Origin of the sequence: Flavobacterium johnsoniae (genome assembly GCF_001879205.1) — a bacterium.
Taxonomy (GTDB): Bacteria; Bacteroidota; Bacteroidia; order Flavobacteriales; family Flavobacteriaceae; genus Flavobacterium; species Flavobacterium johnsoniae_A.
Map to the genome: position 1 here is coordinate 484,665 of NZ_MLFK01000002.1, position 20,951 is coordinate 505,615.

Below are 20,951 nucleotides of genomic sequence, written 5' to 3' on the forward strand. Positions count from 1 at the left end.
AAAATATAACTTGAAATAAAAATACGATAGATAAATGAGCATTTTAATTCTTACGGCATGCATTGCGTTTTTAATCATTCAAATAGCCTGGCTTAAAATAAATCCGTTTATAGCCTTTATCATAACAGCTTTATTAGCAGGTCTTTTTTTAGGCCTGCCAATAAACACTTTGTCGCAAACCGTTCAAAAAGGGCTGGGCGAAATGTTAGGATCTATTACGTTGATTATCGTTTTTGGAACCTGTATTGGTAAACTTACCGTTTCATCAGGCGCCGCAAATGTCATTGCCAAAACAGTTATGGGATGGACGGGCAGAAAATACGTTCGACTCGGCTTAATGATTACCGGATTTATTGTTGGGATACCTCTATTTTATAGTGTTGGATTTGTTTTGTTAGTACCTCTAATCTTTTCAGTAGCCCATCAATTTAAACTTTCAAAAGTATATCTGGGAATTCCAATGCTGGCGTCGCTTTCAGTAGCACACGGTTTTTTGCCCCCACATCCGTCACCAATGGCGTTAAGCAGTATTTTAAATGCCGATATTGGACTGGTTTTGGTCTACGGAATTATAATTGCAATTCCCACGATTTTTATTGCCGGTTTGTTGTTTTCAAATTTGCTTAAAAACATCAAAACCGAATCAGATCATGAAATTTTAAATGTCGAAGAAGTTGCAAACCACGGTAAACTACCGAGTTTTTCACTTAGTCTATTTTCTGCTTTGTTTCCTGTTTTTGGATTAACGCTGACTTCGATATTACCCTTATTTACAGAAAATGAAACAGTAGAAAACATCTGTAAGACAATAGGCGAACCCAGCATGATTATGCTGATTTCTTTACTCATCTGCACTTACACCTTAGGAATTCGGATGAACCGAAGCATCACCTCTGTTATGGATGATTATGCTGCCGCTATAAAAGATGTCGCTCTAATTGTTTTGATTGTGGGCGGTGCCGGAGGACTCAAAGAAGTTATGATTGTAAGCGGCGTAAACGAAACAATAGTAGGAGCGCTGACACAAATAAACATTCATCCTTTTTTATTGGCATGGATAATGGCTGCGATTATTCGCGTTTGTGTTGGCTCTGCTACAGCCGCCGGATTAATGACGGCCAGCGTTTTACTGCCTTTACTGCAAACAACTGGACTCGATCCTAACTTATTGGTTTTATCCGTTGGAGCCGGAAGTTTAATGTGTTCGCACGTAAACGACCCAAGCTTCTGGATGTTCAAAGAATATTTTAATATCAGCCTAAAAGACACTTTTAAATCCTGGACTGTTATGGAATCTTTAGTATCTGTTTTAGGAATCATTTTCGTTTTTATTTTAAACTCTATAATACATTAATATCATGAATTTATTACCACAAGAAAAATTTGAAACTCTCGGCTTATCACTTCCGCCGGCGCCTCAACCTCTTGGTATATATAAACCTTACTTAGTCGACGGAAAATACTTGTATCTTTCTGGCCACGGACCGGTTAGAGACGACAAATCTTTAATTATTGGGCGAATTGGCGATGATATGGATATCGAAGAAGGGAAATTAGCCGCCAGACAAGTCGGACTAACAATGCTTTCGACTATTGTAACCAATTTTGGAAGCCTGAATAAAGTAAAAAGAGTGATAAAAGTTTTAGGAATGGTGAATTGCAACGGCGATTTTTTAAGACATCCTTATGTAATAAATGGCTGCAGTGAATTGTTTGCCGAAGTTTGGGGACAAGAAAACGGAATTGGAGTAAGAAGCGCCGTAGGAATGGGATCTCTACCGGATAATATTCCCGTAGAAGTTGAAGCTGTTTTCGAATTATTTTAGACAAGGAATACGCCACAGAAACAAAGATTAAAGAGTAATCTGTATTGGTTAAGGAAAATAATTTAATCCGAAAGTCTGTGGCTAAAAAATAAACACATAGAAACATAGATTTTTTACTCGATAAAGAATACAAAAAAAGCCAGCTTTTAACACATAGTAACTATGTGCGTTAATGCAAGTGAAACGCCTTTTTTTCAACAGTTCTAAAAACTATGTACCTATATGTTTAAAATTAATCGCTACGTTCATCGCATAAATTAAAATACGCCATAGATTACACAGATTAAAATGATTTTTGGTTTGCCACAAATTACACGAATTAACACAAATCAAGACGTTCAATTAATTCGTGCAAAAAAAGAAAAGAAATCACTTTAATCAGTGTAATCAGTGGCTAAAAAATTAAACACATAGCTATGTGCGTTAATGCAAGTGAAACGCCTTTTTTCAAAAGCTCTAAAAACTATGTCTCTATGTGTTTAAAACTAATCGTTACGTTCATCGCATAAAATCTGTGACTAAAAAACAAAACATGAATACAAATACCTCGCAAACAAGAATAGCAGCATTTGGAGAATTATTACTTCGGATGAATGTTGCCAATGGAAACCGGTTTACACAGGCCAATGAAATAAAAATTCATGTGGGCGGTGCCGAAGCCAATGTTTGTGTATTACTTTCGCAGCTCGGAATCCAAACCGATTATATCAGCCGATTACCCCAAAATGATTTGGCACAACTCGCTTTAAACGAACTTCAGAAACACAAAGTAAACACTTCAAAATGTGTTTATGGGGGCGAACGCTTGGGCTTATATTTTGTAGAATCCGGAAACCAAATCAGGCAATCGCAGGTTATTTACGACCGAAGCAATTCTTCTTTTGCAACCATACAAAAAGATCAGATAAATTGGAATGCAGTTTTAGAAGGTGTCACACATTTTCACTGGTCAGGAATCAGCCCGGGAGTTTCAAACGAAGCAGGTCTGGCTTGTAAAGAAGCCATTTTAACTGCGCATAAAAAAGGCCTTCCCATTTCTTCCGATTTTAATTATCGCTCCAAATTGTGGCAGTACGGAAAACATCCTTCTGAAATTATGCCCGATTTGCTTCAATACAGCACCATCACAGTTGCCGATTTAGATGCGATTGAAATTTACTTCGGAATCCAAACAGATAAAAATGAATCTGATGCATCTCGTTTTCAGAAAACATTCGAATTATTAAAACAAAAAATGCCTTTTCTAAAAACACTTGCCATGAGTTTTAGAAAATCTGATGGTCCGGCACATTTATACAAAGGATTATTGATGCACGAAGGTAATTTCTATCAAACGCCAGAACACAAAATACATATAGTAACAGATCAAATTGGTTCTGGAGACGCTTTTAATGCCGGATTACTATACGGATTATCGAATAAATTATCCGGACAGGAATGCATTGACTGGGCTGTGGCTTGCGGCGTTATCAAACAAAGCATTCACGGAGATTTTGCCATAAGCACTCTCGACGAAATAAATCATTTTATCAAAAACGGATCAAGTAATAGAATTAACAGATAAACTAAGAATATGTACAGCATTTTAAAAACGCAAGGTGTACTTCCGTTAGTAACCCAAATCAACATAGAAACAGCCCAAATAGTATTGCAATCAGCGGCTGATGCTGGCATAAAAATTATTGAGTTTGCTGCGCGTGCCCATGACTCAAAAGAAGTTTTTGCTCAAATGACAGCTTTTAAAAAAGCGCATAATTTAGATGTAAAAATTGCGGTTGGATCAATTTTGAGTGTTCAGGATGCCGAAACCTACCATCAATTAGGCGCAGATTGCATTATCTGCCCTCATACCGATTTAGAAATTGGCAATTACTGTTTTAAAAATAACATTTACTGGATTCCCGGCGCCGCAACTTTAAACGAAATTCTACACGCCAATAAACTGGGAGCCGAAGTGGTAAAACTTTTTCCCGCCGATAAAATTGGCGGCCCGGGATATGTAAAAGCAATAAGAGCGCCTTTCCCGAATTTAAAAATAATGCCCACAGGAGGCGTAACGCTGGAAGAAAGCAATCTAAAATCCTGGTTTAAATCTGGAGTGGTGTGTGTGGGAATTGGTTCGAATTTGTTTTCAAAAGAAATGCTTTTGAATTTAAAATATGAGGAAGCTTTAGAGGCTTTTCAAAATTTAATTGAAGTGGTAGATAAAACAAGAAACTAAGTTATGCAAGAAAATTGGTGGAAAATTAAGTCCGACATTATCATTGATACGCCATTTTTAGCTGTTTACGAAGATCGTATCCGGTTTAATCTTGAACGCCTTATTGGCGCTGTAAATGGCGATACCCAAAAATTAAGGCCTCACATTAAAACACATAAAATTGGCGAAATTCTGGAATTGTTTAAAATTTACAATATCAAAAAAATAAAATGCGCCACAATTGCCGAAGCCGAACTTGCCGCAATACACGAAATTCCAGACGTTCTTCTCGCCTATCAGCCTGTTGGAATTAAAACGGAAAGATGGTTTTCGTTAATTCAAAAATATCCAAACGTCAAATTTTCGACCATTACAGACAATCTGGAATCGGCGAAAGCCTTAAATGAAATTGCAAAAGAAAACAATTTAAAACTGCATATTTATCTGGATTTAAACACCGGAATGAACAGAACCGGATTTTCTATTTCTGAAAACTGGAGCGCGTTAACAGATAAAATTGTAAAATTAAAAAACCTTCATTTCGAAGGCATTCATATTTACGACGGACATTTAAAAGGAAGTGCCGAAGAGCGAACAAATGCTGCTTCAATTTCCTTTTTGAATATAAGAGAAAAAGCAGAAGCAATTGGGGAAAAATTAGGTTACGAATTAAAAATCGTGGCAGGAGGATCGAACACCTTTCCGTTTTATGCCACGCAGGAAAACGTAGAATGCAGTCCGGGAACATTTGTTTTTTGGGATTTTAATTATCAGACTAATTTACCGGAACAAAAATTTAAACCGGCGTTAGTTATCGTTGGAACCATCATTTCAAAACCAACAAATTCAACACTCTGCATTGATATTGGTTACAAAGCCGTTTCTTCAGAAAATCCAATCGATAAAAGATTAGTGATTTTAAATGATGAAAATCTAATTCCGACATCACATTCAGAAGAACATTTGATTGTAGAAAACCAAGGAAAAAACAAATATGCAATTGGCGACACTATATATGCGCTTCCGTATCATGTCTGCCCTACCTGCGCACTTTATGATTCTGTTCAGGTTGTCAATAAAGGACACCAAGTTTGTGATCAATGGAAAGTTGCCGCCCGAAGCAGAGAAATTAATATATAAAATTTTAAGCCGAATACTATGTTTATAATAGACGCCCATTTAGACCTGAGCATGAATGCAATGGAATGGAATCGTGATTTAAGAAATGACGTTCCCACTTTGCGTCAGCTCGAAAAAGGAATGACAGACAAACCGGATCGTGAGCGCGCAACGGTCTCGTTTCCTGATTTGCGACGTGGTAATATCGGGATTGTTGTGGCCACTCAAATTGCAAGATTTGTAAAACCAGACAGTATTATTCCGGGTTGGAATTCTCCTGAGCAAGCCTGGGCACAAACCCAAGGACAGCTTGCCTGGTACAAAGCCATGGAAGAAGCCGGAGAAATTACCCCAATTACAGACAAAAAATCGCTTCTGAAACAAATTGATTTATGGAATGACGGAACACCAAACGACAAAAAACCTATTGGTTATATTTTGAGTTTGGAAGGTGCTGATTCTATAATTGACATTTCATATTTAGAAAAAGCATATAATTACGGATTACGTGCGATCGGTCCGGCGCATTATGGCCCGGGACGCTACGCAAACGGAACAGACGCAACCGGAAAAATGAATCAAAACGGAATTGATTTATTAAGAGAAATGGAACGTTTAAATATTATTTTAGATGCAACTCATTTGTGCGACGATGCTTTTTGGCAGGCATTAGATCATTATAACGGACCAGTTTGGGCAAGTCATAATAATTGCCGAAGCCTGGTAGATCATAATCGCCAGTACAGCGATGAAATGATTAAGGCTTTAATTTCTCGAGGAGCCGTTATTGGCGGCGCTTTAGATGCCTGGATGCTGGTTCCGAACTGGGAAAGAGGTGTTTCGATGCCTTTAGAAATGAATTGCAATCTGGAAACGGTTTTCAACCACATGGATCATATTTGCCAATTGGCCGGAAATGCCAATCATATTGGCGTAGGTTCAGATTTGGACGGTGCTTTTGGGACAGAACAATCTCCGTATGATTTAAATACCATAGCCGATTTGCAGAAATTGGTTCTGATTTTTAAAAACAACGGCTATTCTGATGAAGACTTAGATAAAATCTTTCACCAGAACTGGATCAACTTTTTAATAAAGAATTGGGATTAGATAAAAACTAAACTTGGAACTGCCTTCTTATATGCTTGTAATTTTTCGTCGCCCGGATCAACTTCCGTGACAACGTAATTAACTTCAGATAAGTTGGCAATTTTCATTTTTAGAACCGTATCCAGTTTCTCAGAAATCGTAAGAATCGCTGTTTTTTCGGAAGCCTGAATCATTGCTTTTTTAACCTGAACCGTTTCCCAGTCAGAGTCTGAGAAACCGCCTTCGATATCTAAAGCATTCGTTCCTAATATTAATAAGTCAACTTTAATATTAGCTAACTGATTATAAACATCACCGCTCACACACATTTGGCTGTAAGATGAAATACTACCGCCAATCATGATAATTTTAACATTGGGTTTATCCAAAAGTTCAACCGCAGATAAAACAGTAACTGTAAAAATGGTCAAATTTAAATCATTAGGAATCAAACGGATAAATTCTCGAATTGTAGTTCCGCCTCCAATTAGCAAGACCATTCCGTCATGAAGCAGTCCTAACGTTTTTTGAGCAATAATCTGCTTCGATTCGCCCGCATAAGTTTGATTAGATGAAGAATGGTGATAGGCCTTAGTCATTGCACCGCCTTTTACCTTAATCAACAAAGATTCTGATTCAAGTTCATTTATATCACGTCTTACAGTATCTTCAGAAACAAATAATTTAGCCGAAAGTGTTTCAAAACTTACACGAGTATGCAGGTTGATTTCTTTTAGGATAAGATTTTTACGTTCCTCTTTAGTGTAATTTATTACTTCATTATCATTATTCATGCGAATTCCTTTTTTTGAACAAATGTAAACAATAAATGCAATATTCTTGCGAAACAAATTATAACACAAAGTAATTAAAAAGTTAATTCCGCTATTTTAAAGACATTTAAGCAAAAATACATTTTGCAAAAAATATGCAAACCAATTAACAAACCTTAAATTTGTTTAACAAAACCAAAAAGTAACCATGCAAAAAAGTATATTTCTATTTTTAATTTTCTGTTGTTTCTTTGGAAATGCTCAAAGTACGTTTAACAATAAATCGATAATTCCTGCTCCTAATGTTTATAAAGCAAATGGAGACAGCATTCGCATAAACGGCAAAATTAAAATTTCATTTAATAAAAATAAATACAGCACAAAAGAGTTTAAAACGGCGCAGATTTTCGAGTCGGCTATAAATGCCAATACAACAAATAAAAAAAGTAATCTTGAAGTTTTATTTATTACCCAAAAACCAGCTGTATCTTCAAAAAAAGAAGCTTATAAAATCGATATTACTTCAAAAAAAATAACGGTTACCGGAAGTGAAGAAGGTTTATTTTATGCTGTGCAGAGTTTATTGCAGTTACTGCCTGATAATTCGAAGAATCAGGAAATAAAATTACCTTGTGTCACCATCGAAGACGAGCCCAGATACGACTACCGCGGGCTTCACCTTGATGTCTGCCGTCATTTTTTTACTGTTGATGTTATAAAAGATTTTATCGCACAGATGTCATATTATAAATTAAATAATTTCCATTGGCATTTAACTGATGATCAGGGCTGGAGAATTGAAATAAAAAAATATCCAAGACTAACCGAAGTCGGATCGAAAAGAGCGCAGACTTTAGTTGGAAATAAATTTGAAAGATTTCCTTATTTTTTTGACGCAAATCCATACGGCGGTTTTTATACTCAGGAAGAAATTAAAGACGTTGTAAAATTTGCCGAAGACCATTATGTCAATATTATTCCGGAAATCGAAATGCCCGGCCACGCAACTGCAGCCGTAACGGCTTACCCAAATTTATCCTGTTTTCCCGATCGTCCGTATAAAGTGGTGGAATCATGGGGTGTTTTTGAAGACATTTTCTGCGCTGGAAAAGAAGAAACTTTTACTTTTTTAGAAGATGTTTTAACCGAAGTTATGGCATTATTTCCAAGTAAATATATTCATATTGGCGGAGATGAATGTCCAAAAGCAAGATGGAAAGAATGTCCGAACTGCCAAAAACGAATCAAAGATTTGGGATTAAAAAATGAACACGAATTACAAAGCTATTTAACCACCCGAATAGAAAAATTCCTAAACGCAAACGGCAGACAAATTTTGGGCTGGGATGAAATGCTCGAAGGAGGACTCGCACCAAACGCAGCCGTAATGTCGTGGCGAGGCGAATCTGGCGGTATCAGCGCAGCGAAACAAAAGCATTTTGTAATCATGAATCCCGAGCAGGTTCTTTATCTGGATTACAATCAGGGATATTCTCCGCAAGAGCCTTTAACGATTGGAAGACTGACCACAGTTGAAAAAATTTACAACTACAACCCCACTCCCGTAGATAGCTTAACTATTGAAGAACAAAAATATATTATGGGCGTGCAGTCGAATCTTTGGTCTGAATATTTGACAAGTCCCGCGAAATTAAATTACATGCTTTATCCCCGGGTTTTTGCTTTGGCAGAAATTGCCTGGACTGAACCACAAAATAAAAACTATAATAGCTTTATTCTGAATCAGATACCGCATCATTTAGAGAAATTAGAATCGCAAAAAAGATTGTATAAAGTTCCAATTCCTTATGGATCAGAAGAAACAGCATTAATTGGTTCAAAATATATTTTAGATTTAAAACCAACAATTAAAAACGGGCAGATTTTCTATACCATCGATGGCTACAATCCAGATGAAACGGCGGAACTTTATACTAAACCTGTCACCATAAATATACCAAAGGGCGAATACCGAATTATAAAAACAGTTCAAATTAGCCCAGGCGGCAGAAAAAGTTCTATCAGTAAAATATTAGTTAGAAATCCGGATCTTAAACAAGCTTTAGCAGCAAAACCAACTAAGAAAGGATTAAAATTCGATTATTTTACCGGTAAATTATTTCAGCAGGTTCAGGATTTAGAATTGGCAAAACCAGTTTCATCAGGCATATTTGAAGGTAAAATAAGCAGTGAAAAATGGAAAACAAAAACAGAGCGCTATATCGGCTTAAAATTTGAAGGATATATCTTTATCCCGGAAACGGCAAATTATACGTTTTCGACCCTTTCTGACGACGGATCAAAGCTTTTTATAGATCATGAATTAGTTGTAAATAATGATGGTATTCATTGGTTAAACGAAGCTTATGGCGCGGTTAAGCTCGAAAAAGGATTTCACAAAATCAACATCAGTTATTTTGATCAGATTGGAGGAACTACTTTAACCTGTTTCATTCAGCAGGAAGGAAAAGAAAAACAGGAAATAAACGAATCACAATTGTATTACGAATAAAAACAAAAAACGCTTCCGTCGTAACGGAAGCGTTTTTCTATATAAACTAAAATTGTACGTTTTAATTTATCCTTTTAAACTTGCTGCTAAATACTCACGGTTCATACGTGCGATATTTTCAAGCGAAATTCCTTTAGGACATTCAATTTCACAAGCTCCGGTATTAGTACAGTTACCAAAACCTTCGTGATCCATTTGGTGAACCATGTTTAATACACGGTCAACCGCCTCAACTTTACCTTGCGGTAATAAAGCATATTGCGATACTTTTGCAGCAACGAACAACATTGCTGATGAGTTTTTACAAGTTGCAACACAAGCTCCGCAACCAATACAAGCAGCAGCATCAAATGATTTATCTGCATCGTGTTTGTTAATTGGAATTGTATTCGCATCAATTGTATTTCCTGAAGTATTTACAGAGATAAATCCACCTGCGTGCTGAATTCTGTCAAAAGAACTTCTGTCAACAACTAAATCTTTAATTACAGGGAAAGCTTTTGCTCTAAATGGCTCGATAAAAATCGTATCACCATCTTTAAACATACGCATGTGTAACTGGCAAGTTGTAACACCTCTGTCTGGTCCGTGAGCTTCTCCATTGATGAATAATGAACACATTCCGCAGATTCCTTCACGACAATCGTGATCAAATGCTACCGGCTCTTCTCCTCTGTTGATTAATTGTTCGTTAAGAACATCAAGCATTTCAAGGAAAGACATATCTGGTTCGATTCCGTCGATTGGGTATTCAACGATTCCCCCTTTATCTTGGGCGTTTTTTTGACGCCATATTTTTAATGTAAGTTTCATACCTTTTTAGTTTGAAAGTCATAAAGTCGAAAGTCGAAAGTCGTTTGACACATTTTGCCTTTTGACTTTAAGACTTTGGACTTTCGACCAAATTCTTATTTATAGCTTCTTTGAACTAATTTAATGTTTTCGTAATTAAGAGGTTCTTTGTGTAATACGGCATCACTTGGTTTTCCTTTGTATTCCCAAGCAGCAACGTATGCAAAGTTTTCATCATCACGAAGTGCTTCTCCTTCTTCTGTCTGGTATTCCTCACGGAAGTGACCTCCACAAGATTCGTTACGGTGTAAAGCATCTTTCGCGAACAATTCTCCTAATTCTAAGAAATCTGCAACACGAGTTGCTTTTTCTAATTCCTGATTAAATTCGTTAGCACTTCCTGGTACTTTTACATCTCTATAAAACTCTTCACGTAAAGCGGCAATTTCTTCGATAGCTTCAGTTAAACCTTTAGCATTACGAGCCATACCTACTTTATCCCACATGATTTTTCCTAATTTTTTGTGGAAATAATCTACAGAATGTTTACCGTTGTTATTGATAAATTTCTCGATTTGATCTTTTACCGCTTTTTCAGCTTCAACGAATTCTGGTAAATCTGTAGAAATTTCTCCCATTTTAATATCCGGAGCAAGATAATCTCCGATAGTATATGGCAATACGAAATATCCATCAGCCAATCCCTGCATTAAAGCAGAAGCTCCAAGTCTGTTTGCTCCGTGGTCAGAGAAGTTAGATTCTCCAATTGAGAAACATCCCGGAATTGTAGTCATTAAGTTATAATCAACCCAAGTTCCACCCATTGTGTAGTGAACCGCAGGATAAATCATCATTGGTGTTACATAAGGATCTTCGTCTACAATTTTCAAGTACATTTGGAATAAGTTTCCGTATTTACTCTTAACGATTGCAGTTCCTAATTTAGTAACCAAAGCTGCATCATTAGCATCTAAACCTTTTACGTAAGCTTCTTCAGTTCCGTAACGTTTAATTGCTGCTGCGAAATCTAAGTAAACCGCTTCTCCAGTTTTGTTAACTCCAAAACCAGCATCACATCTTTCTTTAGCCGCACGAGACGCAACGTCACGAGGAACTAAGTTACCAAAAGCAGGATATCTTCTTTCTAAGAAATAATCTCTCTCAGCTTCAGATAAATCAGTTGCTTTTTTTCTTCCTTCGCGAATTGCCTGAGCATCTTCTAATTTTGCAGGAACCCAAATACGACCGTCATTACGCAATGATTCAGACATCAAAGTCAGTTTTGACTGATGATCTCCAGAAACCGGAATACATGTTGGGTGAATTTGTGTGTAGCAAGGATTTGCGAAAAACGCTCCTTTTTTATGAATTTTCCAAGCTGCTGTTGCGTTTGATCCCATAGCATTTGTTGAAAGGAAAAATACGTTTCCGTATCCTCCAGAACCAATTACTACCGCGTGAGCAGAATGTCTTTCTATTTCTCCGGTGATTAAGTTACGAGCGATAATACCTCTCGCTTTTCCGTCAACGATTACAATATCAAGCATTTCGTGACGGTTGTACATTTTAATTTTTCCACGGCCAATCTGACGGTTCATTGCAGAATAAGCTCCTAGCAACAATTGCTGTCCTGTTTGTCCTTGTGCGTAGAATGTACGAGAAACCAAAGTTCCTCCAAAAGAACGGTTATCTAAAAGTCCGCCGTATTCACGAGCCAATGGTACCCCTTGAGCTACACACTGGTCAATAATATTAGCCGAAACTTCAGCCAAACGGTGAACGTTTGCCTCACGTGCACGGTAGTCACCTCCTTTTACAGTATCGTAGAACAATCTGTAAACTGAGTCACCGTCACCTTTATAATTTTTTGCAGCGTTGATACCCCCTTGTGCTGCAATAGAGTGCGCACGACGTGGTGAATCCTGGAAGCAAAATGCTTTTACGTTATATCCTAACTCAGCCAAAGTAGCCGCAGCCGAACCTCCAGCCAAACCTGTACCAACTACAATAATATCTAAATTACGTTTGTTAGCAGGGTTTACTAAATTAATATGATCTTTATAATTTGTCCATTTGTCCGCTATAGGACCATTTGGAATTTTTGAATCTAATGCCATTATAATTGATATTAATTATTGAAATGATGAAATAATGCGATAATTACGAAAAGTGCCGGCACCACAACTGCGAACCAGTAACCTACTTTACTTAAAAATCTTGAATACTTGTTGTGCATCCCTACTGATTGAAGAGAAGATGCAAACCCGTGCCATAAGTGGAATCCTAAAAGGATGAAAGACACGCAGTATAATCCTGTGCGAATTGGATCGTGAAATTTATGAACTAACTCTCCATAATACCTAGTAGCATCTGGTGCTGTACCTGCAATATATTTGTAGGTAACTTCAGGAAACCAGAAATCATAAAAATGCAATCCTAAGAATGCCAAAATAACCAATCCAGAAATAATCATATTTCTAGAACTCCAAGAAGCATTTGCCGCTCCGTTGTATTTTGCATACGCAATTGGTCTTGCTGCGCTGTTTTGAGCTGTTAGTACAAATCCCATAACGAAATGGAAAATTACCCCGAACGCCAAAACTGGCTGCATTACATATTGTATCAGCGGATTGTATCCCATAAAGTGAGAAGCTTCGTTGAAAACGTCTTCACTCAAAATAGAAATAAAATTTAAGGAAACATGCAGCGCTAAAAACGTGATTAAGAATATTCCCGAAAGAGCCATAGCTACTTTCTTTAAGATGGAAGCATTCAATAGTGCAGATTGTGCCATAAGTGTTTAAGTAGTTTGTTTTAAAAAATTAGACAAAAATAACTCAATTACAAAAGAACTACAACCATTTCGCTGTTATTTATAATGATTTTAAAATAGACTACGTATACGTACTTTTACTTATAAAAAGCAGACATTACCAATTTATTTTATTATAAAATTTTGTAAAACTGGCTCTTAGACGTTTAATTCATACTAATTACGCACTACACAGTCTTTCATAAAAGTTTATCATATTACTATTTTATTCAAAGTTTTAATTTGTTTTCTTCAAAAGTGTCTTTAAAGAGGAATTTTATGGGATTAAAAAATTGTCATTCCACAACATAATTTTACCTTTATCGGCTTCAAAAAATAACATAATGAAAACAGGAATTGATGCCATCTCTTTTGATGTCGCAAACATACACTTACCCATAAAAACTTTGGCAATCGCCAGAAATATTGAACCAGAAAAATTAGAAAAAGGACTTGGATTACTAAAAATGACTTTCCCAGATGTTCATCAGGACGCGGTTGTTTTTGGTGCAAATGCTTTAACCAAGCTTATTAGTGACAATAAAATTGACTTAAAAGAAATCAGCCGCATCTACGTTGGTACCGAAAGCGGTGTTGACAGTTCAAAACCAATTGCTTCTTATTTAATTAATTTAATGGAGCAAAAATTTGGCGAAGATTCATTGGCAGAATGTGATGTTGTCGATTTTACTTTTGCCTGCATTGGCGGTGTAGACGCTTTGCAAAACTGCCTTGATTTTGTAAAATTGAATCCGGCTAAAAAAGCAATTGTAGTCACGACCGATTTTGCAAAATACGATTTAAACTCTGGCGGAGAATACACACAAGGCGCCGGAGCAGTAGCAATGTTAGTAACTGCAAACCCAAGAATTATTGCTTTTGATGACAATTGGGCAACGAGTACAAAAGGTGTTTTTGACTTCTTTAAACCTTACAGAACTATTTCTAAAGAAGAAATCACTCAAAATACCAACAACGATTCTTGGTTTGACAATCTGGAAGCTGAGATCGAAATTCATAAAGACCAGCCGGTTTTTGACGGTCAATATTCCAACCAATGTTATATGGATCGTACGCGTAATGCTTACTTTTCATTTAAAAAATTAAAAAATACGACCGAAACTTTATACAATACCTGGCACAGTATCGTAATGCACTTGCCTTATTCTTTTCAGGGGCGCAGAATGTTGTCTGAAATCTATGCCTTAGACAGCGCTGAAAAAATTATTACTGATGATATTGCTCCTTCAGATTATCAGACAAAAATTAAGGAAGTAGCAAAATCTGATGATTACAGAAGTTTTGTAACTGAGAAATTACAACCTGCAGAATTGGCTTCTTCTTTAATTGGAAATCTGTATACAGGTTCTATTTTCATGGGATTATTATCAACTTTGGCGCATTTTCATGACACCAATAAAGAAGTTGCCGGAACTAAATTCGGTTTCCTGGCTTACGGAAGCGGATCGAAATCGAAAGTTTTTGAAGGAACAATTCAACCGGAATGGAAATCGGCTTTAGCAGATGTAAAACTTTTTGAAAACTTAGCGGAAAGCGTAGAAATAGACTTTAATACTTATGAAAGTCTTCATAAAAAAGAACAAAAACAAAGTGTTAGAACTCCAAAACAAGAATGGGTTTTAGACAGAATCGAAAAAGAAATCCCTGTTTTGATTGGGGCGAGATATTATAAATGGGTGGAATAAATTTTTAAATTCCATTTTTTTATCCCGAGGCATCGGGACCAAATTCCAAAAAAACCGAAGCAAGTACTTCGGTTTTTGTTTTATATCCACATGACAAGATTAAGTAAAAAACCTTTGTCAAAGTTTAAAACTTTGACAAAGGCCTCATCAAATAGAAAGCATTCTTTAATTATCGCATTGACATATTCTCTAATTAAAAAATCAATCCATTTTATGCTGCTCCGTATAATTTTGATTTCCTTTTATTCTTGTATCTTCTACATTCATTCCGTTTGCCATTCCCAGCATAAAAGCTGTTATTATTAAAATTAATCTTCTTTTTATCCAATGAAGTGGTCGCTTAGACTGCTCTAAACGTGTTTTATTTTGTTTATACATTTTAAAATGATAAATGATTAGACATTATAGTATCATCTTATGCCATGAAATAGCATAAAAGCTCAGAAAAAGAAATTTCTTAAGCGGTGTATAAACTTTTCTTGAAGTTACCAGAAGTAATTACTTCATTTACAAAAACAGCTTGTTTTATAAATGAATTTATTTTTTGATGAAGATTTTTATGGTTTTTGAGAATAATTTGAGTTTGAAAACTCAAAACTTCTTTTACACTTTTGTAAAGTATAAAAAACGAAAACGAAGCTTTTTCAAGAGATCTCGAAAAGCCAAATTGGTATACACGAGAATTTTTAAAATCTAATTCTCTGTTTATAATAACTCGCGAAGATTGATAATAATCTGCCGATTTTGACTGAAAATTTAAAGCACCATCGCCCGCAATCATGGCAAAAGCCAGAAAGAGCGTAATTAGATATTTTAATTTTTTTGTCAATTTAACTGAATTAAATTACCGTTTTATGCGACGAAAATACGAATTAAAACAAAAGATTCAATTTACTCCAACTGTTTTTTCTTCTTTTCTTAATAACAACAAACCCAATCCTAAAATAAAAAAAGTACAACTCAAAAGCATTAAAACTCCATTTTTTAAAGCAAAGAAAGAAAAACCAATTGCAGGCGCAGCAATAATCACCATTAAAGCGCTTACTGTATTTGTTTTAATAAAATTAAATGCATGCATCGCCAAACCAATAAAGAGCAACGAAGGACCAACAGCGACAAATGGATAAAAAATCACTGGCGAATTGCTGATATGCTGACTTAATTCGGTTTTTGCGATTTCATTATTTCCATAGCTGGACATAATAAAATCGATTGTACAAAGACCAATATGCGCAATAACGCCTAAAGTCGTTAAAACAGAAGCAACAGTTTTTATTTTGCTTTTAGTAAATGCATCATTAAACGAAAGCAAAAAACAAGCACCAATTAAATTAAACCAATGCGCAAAATCTATTGATGTATTGAGTCTCGGTAAAATATTAGAAAATAACACATAACTGGTTAGAAAAAACAGCAATCCGATGAGGCAAAAATCTTTTGTTTTCATAATTTATATTAAAATTGATGAAACAAAACTAAAACAGAAAATTACCTGAAAGCCTATTGCTATTGACTTAGGTACGAAACATATTGTTTTAGGTACAAAATTTATAATGTTAGCAAGATTTCTTTATAGTTTTTAGAAACCGGAAGTTCTATTTGGGTAAGCATTATTGTATTTGGATTTCTCCAAGACTTAAAATGCACAGGATTTATTAAATGCGAACGATGTATTTGAACCAAAAAACTAAAATCATCCTGCACTTTTTTAAGAGACGATCGAATAAGCTTTGAATGGAGTTTGCCATTTTCGATATAAAAAATCTCAACATAATTTTGAGCATTGGAAACACAAACCAAATCTGTTTTTTTGATTTTTAAAACATCCAATCTGTTTTCTCCCCTAAAAATCAAAATATCATCTTTTATAGGAATCAGCTTAATCAAATATCTTCTTGCGAGAACAATTACGGGAGCTAAAATCAAAGCGACTTTAATAAAAATTATAGAGAAGAACTCCACAAAACTATAACCTCCATTTAAAATTGGACTTTTGTAAAACGAATAAATCCCAATGAGATAGATTAAAAAAAAGAAAAGAATACTTGCTGTTTCTAAACCCAGATTCCATTTTGAGATTTTCGAGTAAATTATTTTCTGCAGAAGTGCCAAAATGCCGTAACCAAAGAAAGCAAAAAAACTAAATCCAAGGCTGATTAAAAACCACACTCTGAAATTTATAGTGCCATCATCAAAAGGTTTGATAATGAAAGCAAATACAAATAACCAGACACCAATAAGTAAACCAACTACTAAATGATGCTTTATTTTAGGATTTAATTCTTTCATCTTTTCTTAAAGTAATTATAGTATACAATATTAAACTTTAATTCAACTTGTCTCAGGTAAGATTTGCTGGTTTTTCAGTTATTCCTAAGATCAACAATTACAACACAAATAAAAAAGAAGTAAATTACCACAAATTTAAGATTAGAAGCTTTTATTGTAAGTATTTATTTAAAAATAATTTGTATTTTTATCAGAGTGGTATCCGAAAAACTTATAGAGTAGGAAAATCAAAAAACAAATTAACCCATGAAAAAATTCCAAAAACTATCAAAAGAAGAATTAAAAACAATTAACGCTGGTAATGGTGCACCTTGCATACCATGGCCGTTATGCAACGGTCAGGAAGCCACTTTTTATACCATAAACTCATGTGGCTGGTATTTATACAAAACAGCAACAGGCAGTACCTGTATGGAATATGGAGCAGTATAATCATCTGTTTATCAAAACTGCTGTCTTTCGATAGCAGTTTTTTTTATGTTCAATTTCTTCATTCCGGAAAGCTTAGTTATAAATCGTAAATTTATTATGCGTTAAGCCAAAACCAAGATTTTCGTAAATAGCCACATTCTCTACCCTTCTTTTATTGGTTGTAACTTCAATACTTTTTAGATCATTTTGAGCAGCAAAATTCTTGATTTCATTGATCAATAAACGTCCAACACCTTTTCCTCGATGATTTTGATGAATAAAAAACTCCTGGATTTCTCCCACTAATCCGCAATGATGAAGGAGGTTTTACGTATGGAAACTAATGAACCCTAAACCTTCCTTTTCGTTCTCGGCAATTAGATAAAGATTTTTTGGATTTGAAATATTTTCATTGAATATCGTTTCGAAAACTTTAAAATCTAAAACTTCATTTTCGAGTTCGCAAATTGCTTTGTAGATGAAGTCTAAGTCTTGTTTTTCTATTTTTCTGATTTTAATATCTAATTCCATTAATCTATTTATAAATATTCATTCAACTCAAGACGCTCAAATTTAACTTTATATTTTTGAACATAATTACTCCACTCCTCTTCATTTTTATAAACCGAAAAAGCATAATCAACCGTTTCTTTACTGAAATGATTTCCAAAAATGTTATCCAGATATTGAATTCCAGAATCGATTACTTGTTTTAAAACTTGTAATTTATCAATTCCGTTTTGTTTGCAGACGTTATCAAGCCAAAGTCCTTTTGCAATTTTTACATATTCTTCTAAAAGACTTTCGGTAATAAAATCAGAAGGAATATCATTAATATCCGGTTCATGTTTTCCGTTTTTGAATGTCGTTAAAATCAATTCTTCAGAATAATATTCTGCCGGAATTAATCTTATCATTGTACCGCTTTGAGCCGCTTTAAAACAAAGTTCTTTCGTTATAAATTCATCAGGAATAACCTGAATCGCAAAACCATCTTTGCCAACTAATTGTTCGCAGAGTTCGGAAGTTATTAAATCCTGATCGATAAACGGCAAAGCATGATAGCTAGTATTTAATGCCAGATTACAAAGTTCTTCGGTTTTAAATTCTTTCGGAACCAGTTTGAGATCTCTATAATTCGCCTGAACACGATCTCGCCAATATTCATAAGTTTTAGCCGGCGGATTGTTTTGTTTTAAAACTAATTCGCCTCTTGCCAAGTCTCTTTCTAATTCTTCAAAAGTTTCAATTAGCGGATTATCGAGTAATTTTCGAAGTTCGTTGGAGATAATTTCATCACCTGTTTCATCGTCATATTCACATTCATTTTTTGGGTCAACATCATCGGCTCTGTCATTGTAATAAAACAAATCATTTTTTCTTTCTGCAAATGTTGTATTATGATCTGTAACGATAAAAACCGGAGCATCAATTAAACCGCCACATCTAAAATTACCATGATTATAATAGGTCATCACAACTTCTTTTGCTGTAATTTTTCCTTTTATTTCAACATTGGCTCCGCCAAGTAAAAGACTTTGACAGTTAATATTTCCGTTTACAAAAACATAAGGTCCATAATCTCCCTCTGAATTAATAATTGAACCGCTTGCAGAGAAATCTCCATTTATAAAAACACCTTCAATTCTTATTTCATGCATCTTTTTAGCTGGAAGATTTAATAAGCTGCCAAGCCATTTCTTCTCTTTCTCTTCATAAAGATCTAAATAAAAATTCCCTTCAAAATTTACATCTTCTTCTGATACCAGAAAAAAATCTTCGTCTTGCCATTCTTCAAAATAATCAAATCCTTCATTATCAATTAAAAATGGATACTGCGATTTTATTTCTTTTATTATTATGAGTTTAAAGCTTGAATGCTGCATTATTATTATATTAATCGAAGTTAACTTTTCTAATATCAAGGTTAAACAATTCTATTATAAAAATCAACAATAATCAGAAAATTGTACTCTCAAAAAAGATTGCAAATAAAAACCGAAGTTGAATTACTTCGGTTTTTATTTGCATTTTAAACTAAATGAATCTTTTTTAATATTGTTGGTATTTTTTAACTAATAATATCAACTCACTAATCCATATTATTCTTTACCCTCTAATTCTATATTAAAATGCCATTCGTGTTTATACCAAACAGACAAATCCTCCAAAGTATTTTTCTTGCTAATCTTAGATTCTCCTGCATAACCCGAACTAAAACAGAATCCAGATCCATTTTTATTATTAGCCGAACTACCTGCATTAATACCTAATTTCTCACCATCAACTAAATACCAATAAAAAATATACGTTTTATGAGCTTCTAAAAAAAGGTTTAGCCTTTGTAAATCAAACGAGATAAAACCTCCTGCAAACTGCCCAGAAACATCTGTAGTTGTAGTTGCTAAAATATTAAAACTTGCATCTCTTACAATTAATTTTAGAGTTACAGGTTTATTGTAATCTTCTTTACTTTCGAAATACGAAAAACCTTCACGAAGATGAATACTAAAAGCAGAAGGCACTAAATTTTTATCTAAAACAATTTCTTGCCCTGTTCCTAAATTTCTATCATAAGGTAAAATATCCGGTGCGTTAGCTCTGTTATCACCGCCAAACCATTTCCATGCATTTGCTTCTGAACATGATCTTACTATATTAAAATCCATATGATGCAGTTTAACCTGATAAATCTTTTCTGCGCCTGATTCAGATTTTATGGTAAAATTTACTGGTTCAGAATAATCTTTTATCGTTTTAGGATCGGGTGTAATTACTGCGTGCTTTGAAATTTTTAATTCTACATCTAAATTTTTAAGGTCATTAATCTCTGGCAGTCTTTTTGTTATTAAACCAGTTAAATTATCAATATCAGCATTTAGCAGCAAGTTTGGAGTTTTAATACTTAATTCTAAGATAAAATTATCAATACTTGGCTCTCTTTTTATATCTACTTCATAATTTCTCGCTTCTCCATTTTCTGCTGTAACAACAAAATTCAATATCCCATTAATAGATTTAATTGAAGCCGGATCCGGACTAATCGTCGCTCCTTTAGGAATTGAAACTGATAATTTGATATCGTCTAATTCAAATGTACTTTCTACCACACCACTTATAGAGTTTTCGACAATTGAAAATTCTTTTGTTACACTACCTTTTGTTATACTAAAAGATTGAATTGTATTTGCAGAACTTAAAATTCCCTCTGAGACACAAGATATCATTAGAACAGAGATTAATAAAAAGACAGCAAATCGATTGATTTTTGTTTTCATGAATTATATTAAGATTAGTTATAGAATACAAATATTACTATTTACAACCTAATTTCTTTACGGAAAACCACATTTCTATAAAATCTAATAATTAATTTCTTTTCAATATTTAAGCTTGTCGAATTCTTTGAAAAAAGCTTCTCC

At 34.6% G+C, this 20,951-nt stretch carries 21 protein-coding genes; 9 read left to right on the top strand and 12 right to left on the bottom strand.

The window, feature by feature from the left end:
- Positions 1–34 precede the first annotated feature (34 nt).
- The 6 genes from BKM63_RS04530 to BKM63_RS04555 all read left to right on the top strand — a co-directional run bounded on the left by BKM63_RS04530 (position 35) and on the right by BKM63_RS04555 (position 6,255).
- The gene (locus BKM63_RS04530) at positions 35–1,354 is read left to right on the top strand and encodes a GntP family permease (protein WP_071635440.1); all 1,320 of its coding nucleotides are present in this window, start codon (positions 35–37) and stop codon (positions 1,352–1,354) included.
- A 4-nt stretch (positions 1,355–1,358) separates the two neighbouring features.
- Complete coding sequence (locus BKM63_RS04535; protein ID WP_053473321.1) at positions 1,359–1,826, top strand: RidA family protein; 468 nt, start codon at positions 1,359–1,361, stop codon at positions 1,824–1,826.
- A 532-nt stretch (positions 1,827–2,358) separates the two neighbouring features.
- Positions 2,359–3,390, top strand: coding sequence for a sugar kinase (locus tag BKM63_RS04540; protein WP_071635441.1), 1,032 nt, complete (start codon positions 2,359–2,361; stop codon positions 3,388–3,390).
- 9 nt (positions 3,391–3,399) lie between these two features.
- On the top strand, positions 3,400–4,047 hold the full coding sequence (locus tag BKM63_RS04545; RefSeq protein ID WP_071635442.1) for a bifunctional 4-hydroxy-2-oxoglutarate aldolase/2-dehydro-3-deoxy-phosphogluconate aldolase: 648 nt from the start codon (positions 3,400–3,402) through the stop codon (positions 4,045–4,047).
- Between the two features lie 3 nt (positions 4,048–4,050).
- Complete coding sequence (locus BKM63_RS04550; RefSeq protein ID WP_071635443.1) at positions 4,051–5,166, top strand: D-TA family PLP-dependent enzyme; 1,116 nt, start codon at positions 4,051–4,053, stop codon at positions 5,164–5,166.
- Between the two features lie 18 nt (positions 5,167–5,184).
- Positions 5,185–6,255 (top strand): dipeptidase, encoded by a 1,071-nt coding sequence (locus tag BKM63_RS04555; RefSeq protein ID WP_071635444.1) that lies wholly within the window; start codon positions 5,185–5,187, stop codon positions 6,253–6,255.
- Here the strand turns inward: BKM63_RS04555 and BKM63_RS04560 are convergent.
- The gene (locus BKM63_RS04560; protein ID WP_071635445.1) at positions 6,252–7,028 is read right to left on the bottom strand and encodes a DeoR/GlpR family DNA-binding transcription regulator; all 777 of its coding nucleotides are present in this window, start codon (positions 7,026–7,028) and stop codon (positions 6,252–6,254) included. The two genes, BKM63_RS04555 and BKM63_RS04560, sit on opposite strands and share 4 nt — an antisense overlap.
- A 187-nt stretch (positions 7,029–7,215) precedes the next feature.
- Here BKM63_RS04560 and BKM63_RS04565 point away from each other — a divergent pair, with 187 nt between their 5' ends.
- Positions 7,216–9,519, top strand: a complete 2,304-nt coding sequence (locus BKM63_RS04565; RefSeq protein ID WP_071635446.1) for a family 20 glycosylhydrolase — start codon at positions 7,216–7,218, stop codon at positions 9,517–9,519.
- Between the two features lie 66 nt (positions 9,520–9,585).
- Here BKM63_RS04565 and BKM63_RS04570 read toward each other — a convergent pair whose 3' ends face one another.
- The 3 genes from BKM63_RS04570 to BKM63_RS04580 form a co-directional block, all read right to left on the bottom strand.
- Positions 9,586–10,332: a succinate dehydrogenase/fumarate reductase iron-sulfur subunit gene (locus BKM63_RS04570; RefSeq protein ID WP_057115183.1), complete on the bottom strand. Its 747-nt coding sequence runs from the start codon at positions 10,330–10,332 to the stop codon at positions 9,586–9,588.
- Positions 10,333–10,427: 95 nt separating this feature from the next.
- The gene (locus BKM63_RS04575; protein ID WP_071635447.1) at positions 10,428–12,428 is read right to left on the bottom strand and encodes a fumarate reductase/succinate dehydrogenase flavoprotein subunit; all 2,001 of its coding nucleotides are present in this window, start codon (positions 12,426–12,428) and stop codon (positions 10,428–10,430) included.
- Positions 12,429–12,439: 11 nt separating this feature from the next.
- Positions 12,440–13,105, bottom strand: coding sequence for a succinate dehydrogenase cytochrome b subunit (locus BKM63_RS04580; RefSeq protein ID WP_071635448.1), 666 nt, complete (start codon positions 13,103–13,105; stop codon positions 12,440–12,442).
- A gap of 362 nt (positions 13,106–13,467) precedes the next feature.
- On the opposite strand from BKM63_RS04580, the gene BKM63_RS04585 reads away from it, so the two are divergent.
- Entirely contained in the window at positions 13,468–14,829 is a 1,362-nt protein-coding gene (locus BKM63_RS04585; protein ID WP_071635449.1) for a hydroxymethylglutaryl-CoA synthase family protein, read from the top strand.
- A 201-nt stretch (positions 14,830–15,030) separates the two neighbouring features.
- Here BKM63_RS04585 and BKM63_RS23580 read toward each other — a convergent pair whose 3' ends face one another.
- The 4 genes from BKM63_RS23580 to BKM63_RS04600 form a co-directional block, all read right to left on the bottom strand.
- The gene (locus BKM63_RS23580; protein WP_165608750.1) at positions 15,031–15,207 is read right to left on the bottom strand and encodes a hypothetical protein; all 177 of its coding nucleotides are present in this window, start codon (positions 15,205–15,207) and stop codon (positions 15,031–15,033) included.
- 79 nt (positions 15,208–15,286) lie between these two features.
- Positions 15,287–15,658: a hypothetical protein gene (locus BKM63_RS04590; protein WP_071635450.1), complete on the bottom strand. Its 372-nt coding sequence runs from the start codon at positions 15,656–15,658 to the stop codon at positions 15,287–15,289.
- Between the two features lie 57 nt (positions 15,659–15,715).
- Complete coding sequence (locus BKM63_RS04595; RefSeq protein ID WP_071635451.1) at positions 15,716–16,276, bottom strand: hypothetical protein; 561 nt, start codon at positions 16,274–16,276, stop codon at positions 15,716–15,718.
- A 101-nt stretch (positions 16,277–16,377) separates the two neighbouring features.
- Entirely contained in the window at positions 16,378–17,118 is a 741-nt protein-coding gene (locus BKM63_RS04600) for a LytTR family DNA-binding domain-containing protein (RefSeq protein ID WP_071635452.1), read from the bottom strand.
- A 246-nt stretch (positions 17,119–17,364) separates the two neighbouring features.
- Here BKM63_RS04600 and BKM63_RS23490 point away from each other — a divergent pair, with 246 nt between their 5' ends.
- Positions 17,365–17,550: a bacteriocin-like protein gene (locus BKM63_RS23490; RefSeq protein WP_123907042.1), complete on the top strand. Its 186-nt coding sequence runs from the start codon at positions 17,365–17,367 to the stop codon at positions 17,548–17,550.
- A gap of 72 nt (positions 17,551–17,622) precedes the next feature.
- Here the strand turns inward: BKM63_RS23490 and BKM63_RS23830 are convergent, their stop codons facing one another.
- The 4 genes from BKM63_RS23830 to BKM63_RS04620 form a co-directional block, all read right to left on the bottom strand.
- Positions 17,623–17,832, bottom strand: coding sequence for a GNAT family N-acetyltransferase (locus BKM63_RS23830; RefSeq protein WP_242661092.1), 210 nt, complete (start codon positions 17,830–17,832; stop codon positions 17,623–17,625).
- Between the two features lie 24 nt (positions 17,833–17,856).
- The gene (locus tag BKM63_RS23835; protein ID WP_242661093.1) at positions 17,857–18,060 is read right to left on the bottom strand and encodes a hypothetical protein; all 204 of its coding nucleotides are present in this window, start codon (positions 18,058–18,060) and stop codon (positions 17,857–17,859) included.
- 8 nt (positions 18,061–18,068) lie between these two features.
- Positions 18,069–19,415: a polymer-forming cytoskeletal protein gene (locus tag BKM63_RS04615; RefSeq protein WP_071635454.1), complete on the bottom strand. Its 1,347-nt coding sequence runs from the start codon at positions 19,413–19,415 to the stop codon at positions 18,069–18,071.
- A gap of 216 nt (positions 19,416–19,631) precedes the next feature.
- Complete coding sequence (locus BKM63_RS04620) at positions 19,632–20,807, bottom strand: DUF5018 domain-containing protein (protein WP_071635455.1); 1,176 nt, start codon at positions 20,805–20,807, stop codon at positions 19,632–19,634.
- Positions 20,808–20,951 lie beyond the last annotated feature (144 nt).